Here is a 16,224-nt window from a genome sequence, read left to right on the forward strand (position 1 = left end):
CGACATGATGTGGTGGTATCGGCAATGCGTGCTGCTCGGACTGCATCGTTCTGCGGGAGCATTCGTCACGGCCAGGGCCGGGCAGTTTGTCGGTGCCCGGACGTAACATGTAGACAGCACCAAAACGCGGACCGCGGTTCGAGTTTTAGGGCCCGCACGGTCAGCAACCACGCTCCGATGTCCGCAGTTGTTGCTGTATCCGCAATTAGTGCCTTTCGGTCTGAATTAGTCGGGTGGTCCCGGATATGCATGTCACCGTTAGTGCGACACGTCGTTGCCGAAAGGTCTCGTGCGTCCTTGACGTCGCCGCCGCTCACTGCTTGGCGGTACTCACTGTCTGAAAACGACAACTCTGCTTGATATTTCGAAAGGAAATCCACAATGGCCAATCAGAACCTCACCCACCTGATGTTCCTACTCGACCGGTCGGGCTCGATGCAGTCGATCAAGACCGATGTCATTGGCGGATTCCACGCCTTCGTGGAGGAACAACGCACTGGCGAAGGGCAGTGCACGGCAACCCTCGCTCAGTTCGACAACGAGTACGAGGTCGTCTACCGGAACATTCCGCTGGCGGATGTGCCGCAATTAGTGTTGGAGCCTCGGGGGAGTACCGCACTGCTCGACTCAATGGGTCGGCTGATCACTGGTGCGGCCATCGAGATCAACGAACTCTCAGAGGACGACAAGCCGGGTACCGTGATCGTGGCCATCATGACCGACGGATTCGAGAACGCCAGCCGGGAATGGCGCCAGCCGGACGTCAAATCTCTTGTGGAGCAACAAACCAACGAATTCGGTTGGGAATTCTTGTACATGGGCGCGAACCAGAACGCCGTCGAAGTCGGTAAAGGACTCGGCGTGAAGGCCGAACAGTCCATTACCTACAGCCGCGGAAAGTCGCGCGAGGCAATGGAGGTCGTGTCTGACAACGTGCGCAAGTACCGGAACGCGAAGATACGCGACTGCGCCGCGCGGATGCCCGAATTCAGCGACGAGCAGCGTTCCCGGGCGTCTGGCGACTGACGCGGCGCTCAGCTCGGCTGATGCCCGAAGGGGGGATGCCGAATGAAGCCCCTGCTACCGCAGTGGCTACGTGATTACCTGCCGCGAGATCGACATCCGTTGTAAGTCGAAGTGGTTCGTTGACTCCCCGGTCAAGGCGCCGATTGGCGGCGTCGGCTGCGGAGACTGTCGTGCTACACGCCGGCTATCTTGAATTGCTTCTGACTGTCGGTGACTCGTAGTTCAATCTCGGTGTGGAACAGGCATCGCAAGACACCGTGGCCGACAGTGAAGAATCAGTTGAGGACGTCATCATCCGGCTGCTGGACATGGAAGACGAAGCGGACCTGAGCGATGCGGCTCGGGCTGTGGTGTTTGAGACGCTTGCCGCCGTTGTTGACCAGAACGGCGGCACTTCCGGCACGGAGCCGTCTCTGACCTTTCTCCACACTATCAAGGTGTGCGGTTTTCGGGGCATCGGGTCGACAGCGAAGCTTGAGCTGCATCCCGCTCCGGGCCTGACGGTGGTGAGTGGCCGCAACGGCTCCGGCAAGTCGAGTTTTGCCGAGGCACTGGAACTGGCGCTCACCGGCACCAGCTACCGGTGGCGGGAGCGCCAGTCGCTGTGGTCGGAGTCCTGGCGCAACCTGCACAAGCCCAATCCCTGCGCGGTGCGCGTCGAGTTCACCCGTGAAGGTGCCGGCCCGGTCACCGTGGGCGTGGATTGGGCTGATGAAGCTCAACTCGATGACCGCGACCTATGGTCCCAGTCGGGCGGCGAGGAGCGGACCAAGGGCATCGACGAACTCGGCTGGGCGAATCCGCTGGAGCTGTATCGACCGGTGCTGTCCTACGAAGAGCTCGGGAGGCTGTTCGACGGCGGTCCGTCGGTGCTGTATGACGCGCTGGCCAAACTGCTCGGGCTGGATGTGCTTGCTGCAGTGGAGAAGAAGCTGACCGCGGATCTCAAGGTGGCCAAGGAATCGCGCGAAGCGGCCGACAGCGAGCGTCGACAGTTGTTGGCAGCGTTGGGTGACGTGACCGATGAACGTGCTGAACGTGTCGTGACGCTGCTGAGGAAACGGCCGCCTCCGCTGGACGAGGTTGTGTCGGTCATTACCGGCGCCGGCTCGCCTGAACTGAATGTGCTTGCAGCGCTGCGTGACTTGTCCAATTTGACGGTTCCGTCCATCGACGACATCGCGTCGGCGGCATCGCATCTGCGGACCGCTGTCGGTGAGTTGCAGAGCGCGGCAGTAGACGCCGCGGCCCTGGTGGACAAACGCGTCGCAGTGCTGCATGCTGCATTGGATTTTCATCAGCATGCCGGTGACACGAGTTGTCCGGTTTGTGGTGGTGGTGAGCTTGATGCTGACTGGACTGGACGGACCAGGGCTGCTGTCGCCGAAGCTGAAACCGCACTGGCGGAATACCGTTCGGCAACAGCCAAACTGAAGGAAGCGCGCCAGACTGCGGCCAGTGCGGTTGGTGGGTTTCGGCAGGCGGCCGCTGTTCCCGGCGTCGAGTTGGCCGGCCTCGAGAGCTACAACAAGGCCGCCCTCAAGGCCGGCGAGGTGCCGACCGACGACCTGGAGCTCGCCGATCATGTGGAATCGTTGCTTGTCGACGCAGTCGGTGCCGCGGACGTACTACGCGAACAGGCCGCTGCGGAGCTGTCCCGGCGTGAGGATGTCTGGTCGCCCGTAGCGGAACAGATCGCGGCCTGGGTGCCCAACGAACGACATGCCCGCGAATCGGACGACCAGCTCAAAGCGCTCACCGCGGCCAAGAAATGGGTCACCGACAACGGCACTGAGTTTCGGAATGCGCGGCTGAAACCCATTGCCGCCCAGGCACGCCAGATCTGGGGTCAGCTGCGGCAGGAGAGCAATGTCGACCTCGCCGAGATCACCTTGGCAGGCACTGCGACCAAGCGGAAGGCCGTGCTCGGCGGATCGGTGGATGGTCATGAGACGCAGGCGTTGTCGGTGATGAGTCAGGGCGAGCAGAACGCTGTCGCGCTGGCGCTGTTCCTACCGCGTGCGACATCCGCCAAGAGTCCGTTTCGGTTCGTGGTACTCGATGACCCGATTCAGGCGATGGACCCAGCCAAGATCGACGGCTTCGTTCGTATCCTCACCGACATCGCCCGGACTCACCAGGTGATCGTGTTCTCGCACGATGACCGTCTCGCATCGGTGGTCCGCCAGACCGGCGTGAACGCCCGTCTCGTCGAAGTTGTTCGTGAGGCCGGATCGAAGGTTGTAGTGCGCCCGAACCTTGACCCGGCCGGCCGGCTAGTCAGTGACGCGAACGCGATGGTCAAGGATGAGAAGCTCCCGCCCGCTGTCAAGAGTCGGGTGGCGCCGAGCCTCTTTAGGATGGCGCTCGAAGCGGTTGCCGCCCAGGTGCACTACGCCAAGCAGTCGAAGGGCGGCGAATCGAGAGTGGACGCCGAGAAGAAGTGGGAATCAGCGAGGAACACACGAACACGGTTGGCGCTTGCGGTACTCGGTGACTCGACGGCGGACTTGACGGGCTGGCTGCTTGCGAAGCCATATCGGAAGAACACACTGGACATCGGAAACGCGGGTGCCCACGGCGCTCACGGAGTCGGAGACGCAGACATCAGTGACCTACGTCGGACCGTCAAAGACATTCTGGCAGAGCAATGAGCGCTATCAAGCTTCTCGTGGAGGCACAGAAGGTACTCAACGGTGCACGCGCTGACGGCCTCTCGGCCCGCATGGCCGCGTTCCTCGCTCGTCAGGCCCTTGAGGAGATCATCGATCTGCGGTGCGCGAGTCTCGGTGCAGCCGCGCCGTGGGCGACGGCGCGGAGCCGACTGGTGGTGTTGCGTGCTCTGGATACCCAGGACGCGGCAGATAGCGCTGCCGTCGCGTGGAGCCGCCTGAGCACCGCCTGCCATGTGCATGCGTTTGAACTGCAGCCGTCGACGGCGGAGATTGAGCACCTGTGCGGGGTCGTGGCGTCGTTGTTGCCGGCGTGACAACGATCGGTGTCGGGTGGCGCTCTACATCATCACCCACCAGGGCGGCACCGCGATGTCCAGCCGCATACTTGCCTTGTAGCCCGACCATGTGGGGACGCCCGGCGGTTGGCCGCGATAGATTCCACGTGCTGCCGCGACTACGCGCTTGTGCTCTGTAGGCCAACAGATTTCGTCGGCAATCTGTTCCAGTACTTCGCGGTCGCGGCCGAGCACACGGTCCACGATGCCGACTGCGGGCAGCGCATCACGTTTGTCACCGTTGCACTGACGGCACGCCAGCACCAGGTTGGCCAGCCCGTCGATGCCGACCAGCGACCACGGCAGCACATGGTCGACCGGATTGCCGGCAGGCAGATGGGTATTGCAGTAGAAGCAGTGAGGACCGAATGCTTCCTTGAGAGGACCGCGGACCGCAGCCAACGCGGTGCGGTCGCGGCCGAACAGGTGGCCGGCGAGATCGGGTACATCCGCAGTCAGGAACTTGTTCATCCCGCGGACGTCGTCCACCCACATGATTTCCAGGGCGGGTTTGAGGAGCCCGGCGAGTCGGGCCAGGCCGTTCGCGACGCCGGGCATCAATTCGATGGCATTACCGTTGTCGCGCAGGATCTTTCGCGATACGTCCTCGCCGAGGAACGAATCGTCATATAGGAACGGGTCGCTGGTCGCAGCTCCCGGCAGCTTCTGTAGCCGTGGCAGTGGTTGCTTTGCCAGAGCGATCACGATTTTGTCGATCGCGGCGCGATAGTCCTCGGGCGCGCGGGCTTTCGCCATTTCCAGGGACAAACCGGTGTTCCCGGCGCCGGCGGCTGCGCGCAGTTCGAGCGTCGCGTCGATGAGCCGTGCTTTCGATCCGGTCCGGCGCTGTGACAGCACATGCCCGTCGAAGGTCCGGACCTGCCGCCAGTAGATCGCCAGGACCCGGTGGGCGAGATCGGCGATCGGCACCCGCAGACGATCGTCCGGGGCGGGCGGTAGGTTCTCGATGCAGTGCTCGATCAGCGCTAGCAAGGTGGCCAGCTTGTAGGTCGCGTCGCGCTGGCCGGTCTCCAGGATCGCCACCACACGCTGGCCCAGTAGCAGTGGATCGTCAGCCATGGGACTGTGTTACCACCCCGGGGCCGCATAAGTGACACTGATTGGATGACCGGTCCAGCGCGCCCAACCGAGTTCGACGACGACCTGTTCGAGCGCATCAACACCGCAGTCGCTATCGGCGACGAAATTCCCACGCTGACTCGCAATCAGCCCAATTGGATCGCTGGCATCGACCGCACCGGTATCTGGGTTGAGACTGAAGCGTCCAGGCAGAAGGGCAGCGGCCCGCAGCTGGTGCCGGCCTGGATGATCATTTCCGGATGGAATCTCCTGCGGCAGAAGCGAACCCTCAGGCAAGGGGAGCTGGTGAAGACTGTCAAGCGGTCGGCATTCGTGTTCGCACTCCTGGCCCGATTTGCGGGTGTCGTGGTGCATCATGACCCGTCGACAATCCTTGAGCTGTAGCCGAATCCGCTCGGCGTGCCGCCGTCAGCGGCGCTCGTCATCCAGAGCAGCTTCACTGTCAGCGACCCGCCTTGGTGCCGAACAGCGTCGGATCCGGTGCATGCTCCTCGTCGCCGCCGTCGTCCCACGGCCGGCAATAGGGGCACCATGGACGCAACCGGTGGTGCAACCATTCGCTGTAGATGATCGCGAACATCCAGAGATCACCCGGGATCTGCACCAGTCGCAGACCGGGATCGCCAGCGATTGCGTGGGGCAGTCGAGCACCGACGACCAGCAGCATGGTGATCGTCATGCCGCGGAGAGTGCTATTGAAGTGGACAAACCACAGCGGGAACCGTCGTCCTTCAGCTTGAGTCGGGGCGTCGGCGGGGATGGCGTACATGCATCGCGCGCAAAGGTGGTCCCGACGCCGATGGAACACCGAAACAGCCCAACACGCCACCAACGCCGATGCCGTTGCGATATCGACCCACCCGAGCAGTCCGAACCAGGAGGCGATCCGCGCCAGCACTGCCACGGCAAGTACGTAGATCAACGCATGCGCCATCGCTGATTGCGCCCGCGACGCTCGGGACCCGTCGCCGAAATGCGCTGTGGCCATTGCTCCATCCATTCTTTTGGCGCCGTTGTCGGCGCGGCTTGGCGAACGGGCGAACGTATCGCAAGCTACCGACAATTCGACGGTGTCGGCGAGGGCCTACGCAGGCACCGAACTTGTCGGTGGTGTCTGTCAATCTGTAGGGCTCGCAGGAAGCGGGCATTTCCTCAGAAGGACCGAGAGCCCGATGACCACCTACTTCAACCGCGGCCGCATATCGGTCATCGCTGCCTTCATGGTGTTGGCGGGGCTGATTGGCTCGGCGCCTGCTCACGCCGACCAGTACGACTTCGTTGTGTACCTGGACAACAACGGCGTGTACTACTCGTCGGTCTCCGGGGTCATCGACGCCGGCAAGATGACCTGCCGGATCTTGCGCTCCGGTGGTGGCGTACCCGGCGCGATGGGCTTCCTGGGACGAGCTGGCTACGAGCGCTACGAGGCGGCGACCATCATCGTCGCAGCCGTTGACGACATGTGCCCTGACACGCAACCGGTGATCGACGCCTTCCTCAACCAAACTGCAGGCGGTAAAGGCGTGCCGGCATGATGGTCGGTCGCCTCGATTCACGGTGCGAATCCGTGACGCCGCTGCCGCGTCCGCAGCCCAGACGCACCGATCTCGCTTTCGCGCAGCCACGGCCAGTCGAATCGATCGTGATCGATGTGGCCGAATCGCACCTGGGCCATTGCTACGTCGCCGTCAGCGCGCAGCGATCGTGGTCGGGTGTCGTCGCAGCGCCGAACGCCGAGGTCGCGGTGCTCAACGCGATCGACGAAATCTGCGCCCAGCGTCCCGAACAACAGCGCATCCGGTTCGTTGCCTGCGTGGGGAGCGGTAGTCCGTTGTGGCGCTACGCCGGCCAGATCTGGACTGCCGCAACGGATTGGTGGATCGAGCGTCCCTCCCACGCAGACCGATCACTTGTTGAACGCGCGGCCGCTGAATTGGAGAACGCGCGTCTGTCGCTGCCGTCGCTTCCCCTGGACCGTGGTCCCTTCACCGTCGCTACCGATGGCTCGATGAGGTGCCGGCACGCAGGCTTCGCTTGGCTGGCCTCCTCGGGTGAGCACGGACTTGCGGCGTTCGCTTCGTCATCGAAGCGAGTTGGCGCCAACCCCGTGCTGGTGGCCGAGCTGTACGCCATCGGTAGTGCGGTGTATGGACTTCCGCGTAATCGTCTGACGGTGCTGTCTGATAGCCGCGCCGCGGTGGCGATGGTGAATCGTTGGAAACGTGGAGATTTCGTACTGCCTGCGGAATACCCGGTGGTGGAGTCCGGGTCCGATCGGAACTTGATTGCCATGCAACGTCGGATTCACGCCGAACGGAGCCGGATCAAGCTGCGTTGGGTACACGGCCATCGCGGCGAGCCCTTGAACGAGGGCGCTGATGCGCTGGCACGCCTGGCGTCACGCTATCGACGAGGCGATCGTGATTTGAACGATGACGAGTATCGCCGCCGTGCTGCGGGGATCGCCAAGGGCTTCGCGGCGGCGTATCGGCGGGTTAACCAGGTAGGGGAGCCCTGATGCTGGGCCGTCTGCGCGAATGAGGTGCGATGATCAGCCTGTGACCGGCTACGACATCATCGGCGATATCCACGGCTGCGCCGATCCGCTGGAGTCGTTGCTCGATGCCATGGGCTATCGCCACACCGACGGCGCGTTTCGGCACCCGACCCGCCAAGCAGTGTTCGTCGGTGACCTGGTCGACCGCGGACCGCAACAGTTGCGCGTCCTGGAAACGGTCAAGGCCATGGTCGACGCCGGCAGTGCGCAGATCACCATGGGTAACCACGAGTTCAACGCGATCTGTTACGGCATCCCGCATGCTGACGGTGAACATCTGCGTCGGCACTCGGACAAGAACGCCCATCAGCACCGCGCATTCTTGGAGCAGTTGACTGCTGAGCAGCAGCGGTATTACCTGGACTGGTTCCGCAGCATTCCGCTGTGGCTGGACCTCGGTGGTGTGCGGGTCGTGCATGCGTGCTGGCATGAGCCCTCGATGAAAGTCGTTGAGCAGGAGCTGGGTTCGAATGTCTTTGGAAACGACGCGCAGTTCGCCAACGCATCGACCAAAGGCCACCCGTTGTACGAAGCCATCGAGACACTTATCAAAGGGCCCGAGTTGAGCCTGACCGACCACGGGCAGCTGTCATATCTGGACAAAGACGGACACGCCCGTGATCATGCGCGGCTGCGGTGGTGGAGCACCGGTTCGACGCTGCGCGAGTTGGCAGAGATGACAAGTACTTTCACCAGGCCGGATAGCTCGCCGTATCCCGAGCTGCCGTCACTCACAATCGCCAACGACGATCACGTCTACCGTGGCGAGGTACCGGTGGTGTATGGCCACTACTGGCGGACAGGAAGTCCTGAGCACGGCCTGGATTGGACCGAGCGCACGGCATGTGTCGACTTCAGCGCCGTCAAAGGCGGGGCATTGACCGCTTACCGATGGTCAGGGGAATCGACTGTGCGGGCAGAGAATTACATGCAATTGGGCGTGCAGGCCTAACGGTCCGTCGCACCCAACCCGTGGAGGAATTCGCCGACAAGTTCAGCTACAGGGCCTCGCTCGCACTTCCGCATCGATGCTTGCAGCTTGCTCAAGGAGTTGCGAAGCTTCTGTTCACCTGCGGTCAGATCGCTGTAGGTGTCGTCAAGGAAGAACGACGCTGACGTCGTCGACCAGTAGCCGACAAGGTCGAGGAATAGGTCGAGTTCGCGTGCCGCAAGGGCGATTTCCGTCGGGTTCTTCCTATCGAATACTCCGACGATCATCGGCACCACGTCGAGATCGGTGCCCCATAGCTGATTCTGGAGTGGATCCTCAGCGAGGGATAGCACGGTGCCCCTGAAAATTTCGGTTGCACCTGCTCGGGCGGCACGCACTTCGTCGACTAGTTCATGGAAGTCTTCGTCGCTCAATGAGTATCCGACGAATACCATCTTCCGCAACATGAGCAGGCCCTGGACCAGGCCCATCAGCGCGCCGTACCGCCGCGGCATTTCGAGATAGTCAGAACGCGTCAGCACCATCCGTTCCGGGGCGTCCACGCTGCCATGCAGCTTCAGGAGCCAACGGCCATCGGCGGTGCGAGGACTTTCGGGTAGCACCGCGATGTCCGCGTCGGCGATCTTGCACGCTTGCTCGAACAGCACGTCAAAATTGGTCGTGATGGCTTCTTTGCTGGGAAGCGAAGCAAGCAGGCCATGGGCTAGCGAATATGGTTGTGTCGCAGAGAGCTTCGCAGCGATATCGGTCTTGAATTGACTGCGGCCATCAACGGGGTCGCCGCTGATCGCACGCATCCGACGATCGATGAGGGTGGCCTGGTCTCGGTGGTCCTGATCTTCGAAGAGCGGGATCTGGCTTGAGTCGAATCCTGCCTTCTCAGCACCGTCCCGGAGCAACTGATCCCACGTCGGCAGGCCCACGCCGGCGCTCACTCCTGCGCCGATGAAGAGCACCAACTGGTTCCTGCGGGCTTCGTCGGCTAGGTCGCGAGCCGCATCGAGGAGGTCGCGATTGGCCCGCTCATGGAATCTCCAGGTTTCAGCCTCGCGGCCGTCGATCACTTGTCGACGCGCCTGTTGGGCTGCGGCGTAAGCCTTCTCGCCCCAGGTGACCAAAACGATGTCGACGTCGTGGGTCGTTGCCAGCTCGCGCAATGTCCGGACCAGGCCAAGGGTGAGGTCGCCTTTCATGCCCACACCGCCGCCCGCGCCCGATCCGACGACGTTCACCGCTAGGCGCCTCTTGGGCCACCCGCAGATGCGGTCAGCATCTTTGACTTTCTCCAGTCCCGCCTTCGCTCCCTCAACGAACGCTTCAACAGTCGGCGCGAACGCCGTGAAGCCAGAGCTGCTATTGAGTTGGCCGATGTTGCCGAGCCAGACGTGTGGGGCCTGATCGGCGGCCGCCAGGAAGGCATTGCCGAGCCCCCACGACTCGGGCGTGGAGTACCTGCGCGACTCAAGGAACTTCCTCCAGGGCCCTTCGATGTTCAGGCCGGTGTCGGTCGGGATCAACAACGCATCGCACGCGACCTTCGTTAGGTCACCATTGATGACAAAAAGGTGTCCACCCATGGGGGAACATTAGCGAGCACGGGACACTCGTCGCCCGACTGTCGACGCCGCCGACCGCGTCGACAAGTCTCAACTGTCCTCTAACGCCGCCCCGTGTGAAGGAGTCCGAAGGATATTCGGGTCACGCTGACCCGCCCTGCAAACGTCGCTTGGCCAAGATTCAGTTCGATAGTTCTTCGCGGCACCACGCTGCAAAGCGCTCAACCGTCTGCCGCTGCTCGTTGTCACTTTGCTTTCGGTGGATATGGACCAATACTCGTCCCTCGGTTCGGCAGTAGTACACGCGGCCCATGTCTGAGGACTTTCCCTCGTCGCCGATGTGCAGGTGGCGGTCCACTTCCATCACACGGAGACTATTGGTGCCTTTGAACACCTTGGCGGGAACCGTGGTTCCACCGTTCAACTCGTATAGCACCGCGAAGACCTTCGACGGATTCTTTATCGAAAGCAGGGTGTCTAGCGCCTCATTGGACAACGTGATGTTCGGCAGAATCGCTTCAGTGAAACGGTCAGCACTGCTACGTCCGTTGGCAGTCTGGCGCTTCCGCCCTGCGACGCGCAGTCTTGCTCGCTCTTCGTCGGCCGCGCTTAGCTCAGCTATGTAGGACGCAAGTTTGTGTTTCTCTTCGAGTGTTGACGCTATTTGCGCGTTGCGCGAAGTCAATTCGGCTTCGAGTTCTACAATGCGCGCTCGATTCTTGGCGGCGTCTGCCTCAGCCTCCTCCGCTAGTTCTTCTGCCGCGCGCCGATCTTCATCTGCGCGATGGAGGCGCTCGGTAGCGAGAGCTTCAACGTCCTTCACTGCGGCTGCGAGCGCGGTCTGGCTCGTGGATTGATCGTCCTGAAGGGTCCGCATTGAGGCGACTGTGGATTCAGCGTCGATGCGACGACGTTGTTCAGCAACCAACTGTTGCCGGTGTTGGCGTTCAGCCCTCAGTACCTTGTCAAGCTCCTGTTCGAGTCGAACGACCTTTGTGACAACTTGTCCATGCGAGTTCCGCCACTCTTCGACACTTGCGAAGAGCCCTTCAACGACAGCTGCTAAACGAGCGAGCTCTTCAGCCTCGGCAGCTACCTTCTCTGTTGTCTGAAATGATGTGGAATACCCTGCGATATCAGGGTAATCAGCTGGTGGCACTGAGCTATGCGGTGCTAGTACTTTTGCGACGGCAGCGTACGCATCCTGTTGGCTGCCGGAGAACTTTAGGCGGACGAACCAATCGTAGTGATAGCCATCGACGGATTGGCGATTGCTCGAATCCCATCGAACTACCCCTAGCCCAATGTCGTCCATCAATTGGGCGACTCTCTCGGCCGTGCTTTCGGTCGCGTCGAATACGAGGTAATTGCCGAACCGATTGTGCTCGATATTCCAGGCAGTGACCTCTAGCCGGGTGGTGGTCGGTGTCGCAGAGGCGACTGGGCTATATGGGATTGCTTTCCGGGCATCGACGAAGAATTTGCAAGCGGCCTTGTCATAGCGGTCATCTTCGAGATCTATGGTGTTTCCCGAATGCAGAGGGAAGACTTCACCCGCGTAGACAACGCCCGCTGTACCGGTTGGGAGAATACGGACAGGTCGATCCTTGAGCAGGTCGACTGGTTCGCCACTACTTCGAACTGTGACGTTGACGTTGGCGGACGACAAGATTCGCCTCCTCAATTGCTTCACGGCGCCGTGGCGCCTACCGTATGCATCGTCAGCCCGTGGATCCAGTGCATCAGACGTATGGCATGACTTCGGCACCGCCGCCCGGAACCGACTGAGCCCAGTGGCTCAAGGGACGCGACCGCGTGCACGAGCGGCAAGCGCCACTACCGGGACGCCGGCCAGAGTCTGATTTTGGGGACGTGCTCGAGGCGTGAACTTGGTGTGTGAGCCAATACTCTGGGTCGGTGTCGGTGACTTGTCGGTGGCCGCTGTCATTCTGTTCGGCTGCTTGAAATGCGCTGAGAGGAACCGACATGCCGAATCACAACTATCCGACCCCCGCGCCGGGTTGGTACCCAGACCCCAGCGGCCAACACGGCCAGCGCTACCACGACGGCCAGCGCTGGACTGAACACTTCGTCCCCACCGCGCCTGCCGCCCCGGCGCCTGCGGTGGCCGTCGCAGTATCAGCCGGCGGCGGACCCAACCACGCGCTGCACGCCATTCTGACCCTCCTGTCCTGCGGGCTGTGGCTACCGATCTGGGTCCTGATGGCGATCTTCGGCGGAGGTTCGTCCTCGTCGGTCGCGATTGCCGACGGAGGCAATGGCTTTGGCGCCGTGGCGCGTGCCCCAGGGAGGCGCCCGGCGGTGGGAGTGGCTGCGGTCTTCGGCGGCTTGTTTCTGCTGGGCACTGCTCACGAGCACCCGTGGCTGTACGGCGTGCTGATCGCTCTGGTGGTGCTGTCGCTGTTCGCTGCCTGGACGCTCAAGTCGGCCCAAGCACGCGACGCTGAACTGCGCAGGGAACAGTTCGAGCGGGACATGATCGCCAACCGTGCCGAACGCGAGGACCGGTTCTACGTCCAGGGCGATCCGCGCGGCACCTATGGCGGCTACATGCCGCCGGCATTCCCGGGGGACACCGGGGTTCACGGCAATAGCCGAGATTCTGGGTCTGGCGGACGATGAGTACGCAGCCCTCCAGCTAATCACCTAACGCCTGAATTGTCATACCCCACTGCGATAATTGACTCATGTCGCAAACGATTCACCACCGCCTGCACGTCCTCGAAGCAGCCGATTGGAAAGACGGCGTCATCACTCTGCTCGAGCCCCAGTCGCCCTACCGGCCGTGGCGCTACGCGTTCGGCGAGTCACGTCCTGGCGACTGTGTGCTGCTGGTGTTGGGGACAGATCCGATGTCGGTACTGACGGTCCTCGGTCGTATTGATCACGAAGGCGGATTCGGTGGGGCACTGGTGGGCGGCACACCGCGATACCTGGCCAGCCTCGTGGACTTGACCACGTTGGCAATGATGCTCGATCTCAGCGATCCGTGCGAGACGTGGCGCTTCGATGACGACGACGCCGAGCGACTGATCCTCGCGTTGCACGAGAGTCGGGTGCGCGGAGGCATCCACTATCGATGGGGGCACTCATCGGTGGTCGCGGCACGAAATCTGCTGTCCTTCAATGGCAGATGCCACTGCTGTGCTCAGGAGATTGACCTGACCGGTGTTGACGCGCGGGACGAGATCCACGTGCATACTGTCGACCCGCTGCGACGCCCCGCGCCCCCTTCGCCGATCCGGACGTTGAACGGCCCAAGCGGACAGACGTACCGCGGCTGGCTGCGGCATTCAGCAGACGACTGGCCGGCGGTGCTCTGCCGTCGATGCCGGGACCGGATACGCAACGGCAACTACCGGTCTTTCATCGATTTTCAGTTCGCCCAGAATCCCGGCTGTCCCCGGTGTGGTGGCCAGCGGACTCAAGTGATTCGGTACGGCATGGTCATGAGCCCGGATGTATGGGCACCGTGGCTCGATATGGGCGGGTGCTGCGTGAAAGACGAGAAATGGCATTGCGAGCCGTGTGGTCACGAGTGGTGGTGAGCGGGCGGTTCACCCGTTCGTTGGGGCGCGACGCACATTGCGCTGTGGGCAGAAACGCCGGGGACCTGATAGATCCGTCGTGATCGCGTTGGCACCCACGTCCTGGCAAGCCGACTTGTCGGTGACCTGTGTCATCCTGTTCGGCTGCCTGGAATGCAGGTAGCGCCAGTGAGCGAGACAGGTGCGGACAATGTTGATGAGAACGACTGTGATGGCTGGATCAGTTCGATCGGTATCCGGCGGCCAGCGCGCGTGCCTTGGGAGTGAAGTTCACTCCCGTGCAGACATGGCTGCCCGATGAGCAGCAAGCGTTCATCTGATGGGTCGAATGCCTTGGGCGGCTTCATCTTCTTCGTCATTCTGCTCGTCGTGATGATCCCCAAGCCGGTCTGGATTTTCCTCGGGGTCATCACCGCAGTCAGTCTCGTGATCTGGATTGTCTATGCGGTCGTCACGGCTGCGGAGAAGCGACGCATCGAGGCCGAGGAGCGGGCTCGTGTCGAGCAGGCAGCGCAGGCCGCGGCCGCCAAACGTCAACGAGAGGAACAGGTCCGCAAGGAAGCGCAGCAACGCGTCAATACGCTGGGCAAGCAGAACGCCACGCTCCTGGAATCCGCGCTGAGCGCGGTGAAGCGGGTTGCCGCGTCCGAGGCGGCTCGCGCCGGATGGTTGGGTGAGGTCGACTTCAGTGTCGACATCAAAGGGATTACCGACAACTTCACGAAGGCGTACGCCCTGCGCAAGGTGGCGAACACACTGTCGGCGTTGGACAAGCCGACGAGAGAGGACCGAAACATCCTGGCGGAGGCCAAGAGCACCATTGCAAGTCTGGAAACCGCTGCGACCGAGCGGGTGGAGCTGATTGGCAAATGTGCCATGGAAGCGCAGCGTATCGATAAGTCGTTGCGCACCGAACGTGAGGATGCCCGGGTTGCCGAGCAGCGCGCCGAGCTGCACGCGAAATTGAGCGCAATGCTGTACGGGATCGAGGCCACTCAAGATGTCGGCCCAACGGACTCGGCGGTGGATGCGGTGATGGCGCGGGTGCAGGCCTACCGGGAGATCAAGAACCAGATTCTCGTAGCGCGCGGCGATGGGGCCACGTAGCTGCATTCTCGTCGGTGAACGGGTGGATCGACTCAAGCTGCGCACGCGAGACCGCGGCCTGCAACAGTGACGGCATGTCGTTGCGACGTGTATAGGCGATGAGGTCGTCCATCTAGGCCGGCACGGTTTCTGCGGGCGGTGGGATGTAGAGCGCGCTTCTCGGTCGTGCGGTGGCCACGCAGTTGCTGGCTCCATGCGTATCCTAACTCGGACTAACACCGCCACTAATCTGAGCTAGGGACAGTAAATCGGATTATCCGCAGTAGTAGTCCGAGTTTGCGCTACGACCGAGTGAAGGCCAGGTTTTCGACCGGTCCGGACAGCGCCGCTTTGACCTGAACGGAGAGGTCATCGACCAGCACCTCAGAAGCGCCGGCTTCCAGGCCGATGGAGGTTCCCCAGTTTCAGTGGACACCTGAGATAGCGGGACGGTGTCCTGCTGGAAGGATGTCGATATGTCGCGGACGCGTCGGTCGTTCACACCGGAGTTCAAGGTGGAGGCTGCTCGTCGGGTGATTGACAGGGGCCGGCCGGTCTCGGAGGTGGCCCGCGAACTGAACCTGCACGAGAGTCTGCTGGGCAAGTGGGTGCGTCAGGAGAGGGTCCGCGACGGGGTGGCCAGCGATGCCCGCCATGGGCCGCCAGAAGGCGATCTGACGGCCCGTGAACGCGCCGAATTGGTGCGGCTGCGTGCGGAACTGGCCGAGAAGGACCGAGATATCGCCTTCTTGAAAAAAGTATCGGCGTACTTTGCGGCACAGCAACATCGGTGAGTCGGTTTGAGCTCATCGCCGCGGAGTGCGCCGACCACGACATCGCCACACTGACCGAGCTCCTCGACGTCTCACGCTCGGGCTATTACGCCTGGGAAGCACGGCAGCGACGCACCGAACCCACGCCGCGGCAGCAGTGGCGCCGCGATCTCGAGGTCAAGATCCTGGCCCACTGGCAAGAATCCCGACGCACTTACGGTTCACCACGGATCACCGCCGACCTGCACGCCGCTGGGGTCTCGGTGTCGGTCAACACCGTCGCGGCGATCATGGCCGAGATGGGCATCGAAGGCATCAGCCCGCGCACCTTCAAGGTCAAAACCACAGTCGTCGACCCGGCGGCGTCTTTCCCACCCGACCGGGTGGGCCGGGTCTTCGATCAAGGCCGCCTCGATGCGGTATGGACCTCCGACATCACCTATCTGACCTGCGGTGAAGGCGATGCCTACCTGTGCGCGATCCGCGACGAGCACTCGCGACGGGTGCTGGGCTGGTCGGTGGCTGACCACATGCGCACTGAGCTCGTCGAGCAGGCGGTGGACGCGGCGGTGTTCACCCGCGGCGGGGCGGGGG

The 16,224-nt window shown here is 62.4% G+C and carries 16 protein-coding genes; 12 read left to right on the forward strand and 4 right to left on the reverse strand.

What is annotated here, in order from left to right; translation table 11 throughout:
* Positions 1-381: 381 nt before the first annotated feature.
* The 3 genes from A7G45_RS21470 to A7G45_RS21480 all read left to right on the forward strand — a co-directional run bounded on the left by A7G45_RS21470 (position 382) and on the right by A7G45_RS21480 (position 4,015).
* The gene (locus tag A7G45_RS21470; RefSeq protein WP_260940178.1) at positions 382-1,026 is read left to right on the forward strand and encodes a vWA domain-containing protein; all 645 of its coding nucleotides are present in this window, start codon (positions 382-384) and stop codon (positions 1,024-1,026) included.
* Between the two features lie 233 nt (positions 1,027-1,259).
* Entirely contained in the window at positions 1,260-3,680 is a 2,421-nt protein-coding gene (locus A7G45_RS21475) for an AAA family ATPase (RefSeq protein WP_260940179.1), read from the forward strand.
* The gene (locus tag A7G45_RS21480; protein WP_260940180.1) at positions 3,677-4,015 is read left to right on the forward strand and encodes a hypothetical protein; all 339 of its coding nucleotides are present in this window, start codon (positions 3,677-3,679) and stop codon (positions 4,013-4,015) included. The genes A7G45_RS21475 and A7G45_RS21480 overlap by 4 nt, the downstream gene beginning before the upstream one ends.
* 24 nt (positions 4,016-4,039) lie before the next feature.
* On the opposite strand, the gene A7G45_RS21485 is transcribed toward A7G45_RS21480, so the two are convergent.
* On the reverse strand, positions 4,040-5,116 hold the full coding sequence (locus tag A7G45_RS21485) for an HNH endonuclease (protein ID WP_260940183.1): 1,077 nt from the start codon (positions 5,114-5,116) through the stop codon (positions 4,040-4,042).
* A 45-nt stretch (positions 5,117-5,161) separates the two neighbouring features.
* Between A7G45_RS21485 and A7G45_RS21490 the strand changes: the two genes are divergently transcribed.
* Positions 5,162-5,521: a hypothetical protein gene (locus tag A7G45_RS21490; protein WP_260940185.1), complete on the forward strand. Its 360-nt coding sequence runs from the start codon at positions 5,162-5,164 to the stop codon at positions 5,519-5,521.
* Positions 5,522-5,579: 58 nt separating this feature from the next.
* Here the strand turns inward: A7G45_RS21490 and A7G45_RS21495 are convergent, their stop codons facing one another.
* Positions 5,580-6,125: a hypothetical protein gene (locus A7G45_RS21495; RefSeq protein ID WP_260940187.1), complete on the reverse strand. Its 546-nt coding sequence runs from the start codon at positions 6,123-6,125 to the stop codon at positions 5,580-5,582.
* Positions 6,126-6,309: 184 nt separating this feature from the next.
* Between A7G45_RS21495 and A7G45_RS21500 the strand changes: the two genes are divergently transcribed.
* From A7G45_RS21500 to A7G45_RS21510, 3 genes are read left to right on the forward strand one after another with little or no spacing between them, the layout of a single operon-like run.
* A complete protein-coding gene (locus A7G45_RS21500; protein ID WP_260940188.1) occupies positions 6,310-6,672 on the forward strand; it encodes a DUF732 domain-containing protein in 363 nt (120 codons plus the stop codon).
* A gap of 32 nt (positions 6,673-6,704) precedes the next feature.
* Entirely contained in the window at positions 6,705-7,655 is a 951-nt protein-coding gene (locus A7G45_RS21505) for an RNase H family protein (RefSeq protein WP_260940189.1), read from the forward strand.
* A gap of 19 nt (positions 7,656-7,674) precedes the next feature.
* Entirely contained in the window at positions 7,675-8,646 is a 972-nt protein-coding gene (locus A7G45_RS21510; RefSeq protein ID WP_260940190.1) for a metallophosphoesterase, read from the forward strand.
* Here the strand turns inward: A7G45_RS21510 and A7G45_RS21515 are convergent.
* Both A7G45_RS21515 and A7G45_RS21520 read right to left on the reverse strand, forming a co-directional pair.
* Positions 8,643-10,223, reverse strand: a complete 1,581-nt coding sequence (locus A7G45_RS21515) for an SIR2 family protein (RefSeq protein ID WP_260940191.1) — start codon at positions 10,221-10,223, stop codon at positions 8,643-8,645. The genes A7G45_RS21510 and A7G45_RS21515 overlap by 4 nt on opposite strands.
* Before the next feature lie 160 nt (positions 10,224-10,383).
* Complete coding sequence (locus tag A7G45_RS21520) at positions 10,384-11,871, reverse strand: hypothetical protein (protein WP_260940192.1); 1,488 nt, start codon at positions 11,869-11,871, stop codon at positions 10,384-10,386.
* A 317-nt stretch (positions 11,872-12,188) separates the two neighbouring features.
* Between A7G45_RS21520 and A7G45_RS21525 the strand changes: the two genes are divergently transcribed.
* From A7G45_RS21525 to A7G45_RS21555, 5 genes are all read left to right on the forward strand, one after another.
* Positions 12,189-12,845 (forward strand): DUF2510 domain-containing protein, encoded by a 657-nt coding sequence (locus tag A7G45_RS21525; protein WP_260940194.1) that lies wholly within the window; start codon positions 12,189-12,191, stop codon positions 12,843-12,845.
* A gap of 65 nt (positions 12,846-12,910) precedes the next feature.
* Positions 12,911-13,771, forward strand: coding sequence for a hypothetical protein (locus A7G45_RS21530; protein ID WP_260940195.1), 861 nt, complete (start codon positions 12,911-12,913; stop codon positions 13,769-13,771).
* A 297-nt stretch (positions 13,772-14,068) separates the two neighbouring features.
* Positions 14,069-14,878, forward strand: coding sequence for a hypothetical protein (locus tag A7G45_RS21535; protein ID WP_260940196.1), 810 nt, complete (start codon positions 14,069-14,071; stop codon positions 14,876-14,878).
* A 455-nt stretch (positions 14,879-15,333) separates the two neighbouring features.
* A complete protein-coding gene (locus tag A7G45_RS21550) occupies positions 15,334-15,651 on the forward strand; it encodes a transposase (RefSeq protein WP_260932170.1) in 318 nt (105 codons plus the stop codon).
* On the forward strand, positions 15,648-16,224 hold a 577-nt coding region (locus A7G45_RS21555; protein WP_260940198.1), incomplete at its 3' end, for an IS3 family transposase. The genes A7G45_RS21550 and A7G45_RS21555, both read left to right, overlap by 4 nt.

Source organism: Mycolicibacterium llatzerense, from assembly GCF_025331195.1.
GTDB classification, from domain to species: domain Bacteria; phylum Actinomycetota; class Actinomycetes; order Mycobacteriales; family Mycobacteriaceae; genus Mycobacterium; species Mycobacterium llatzerense.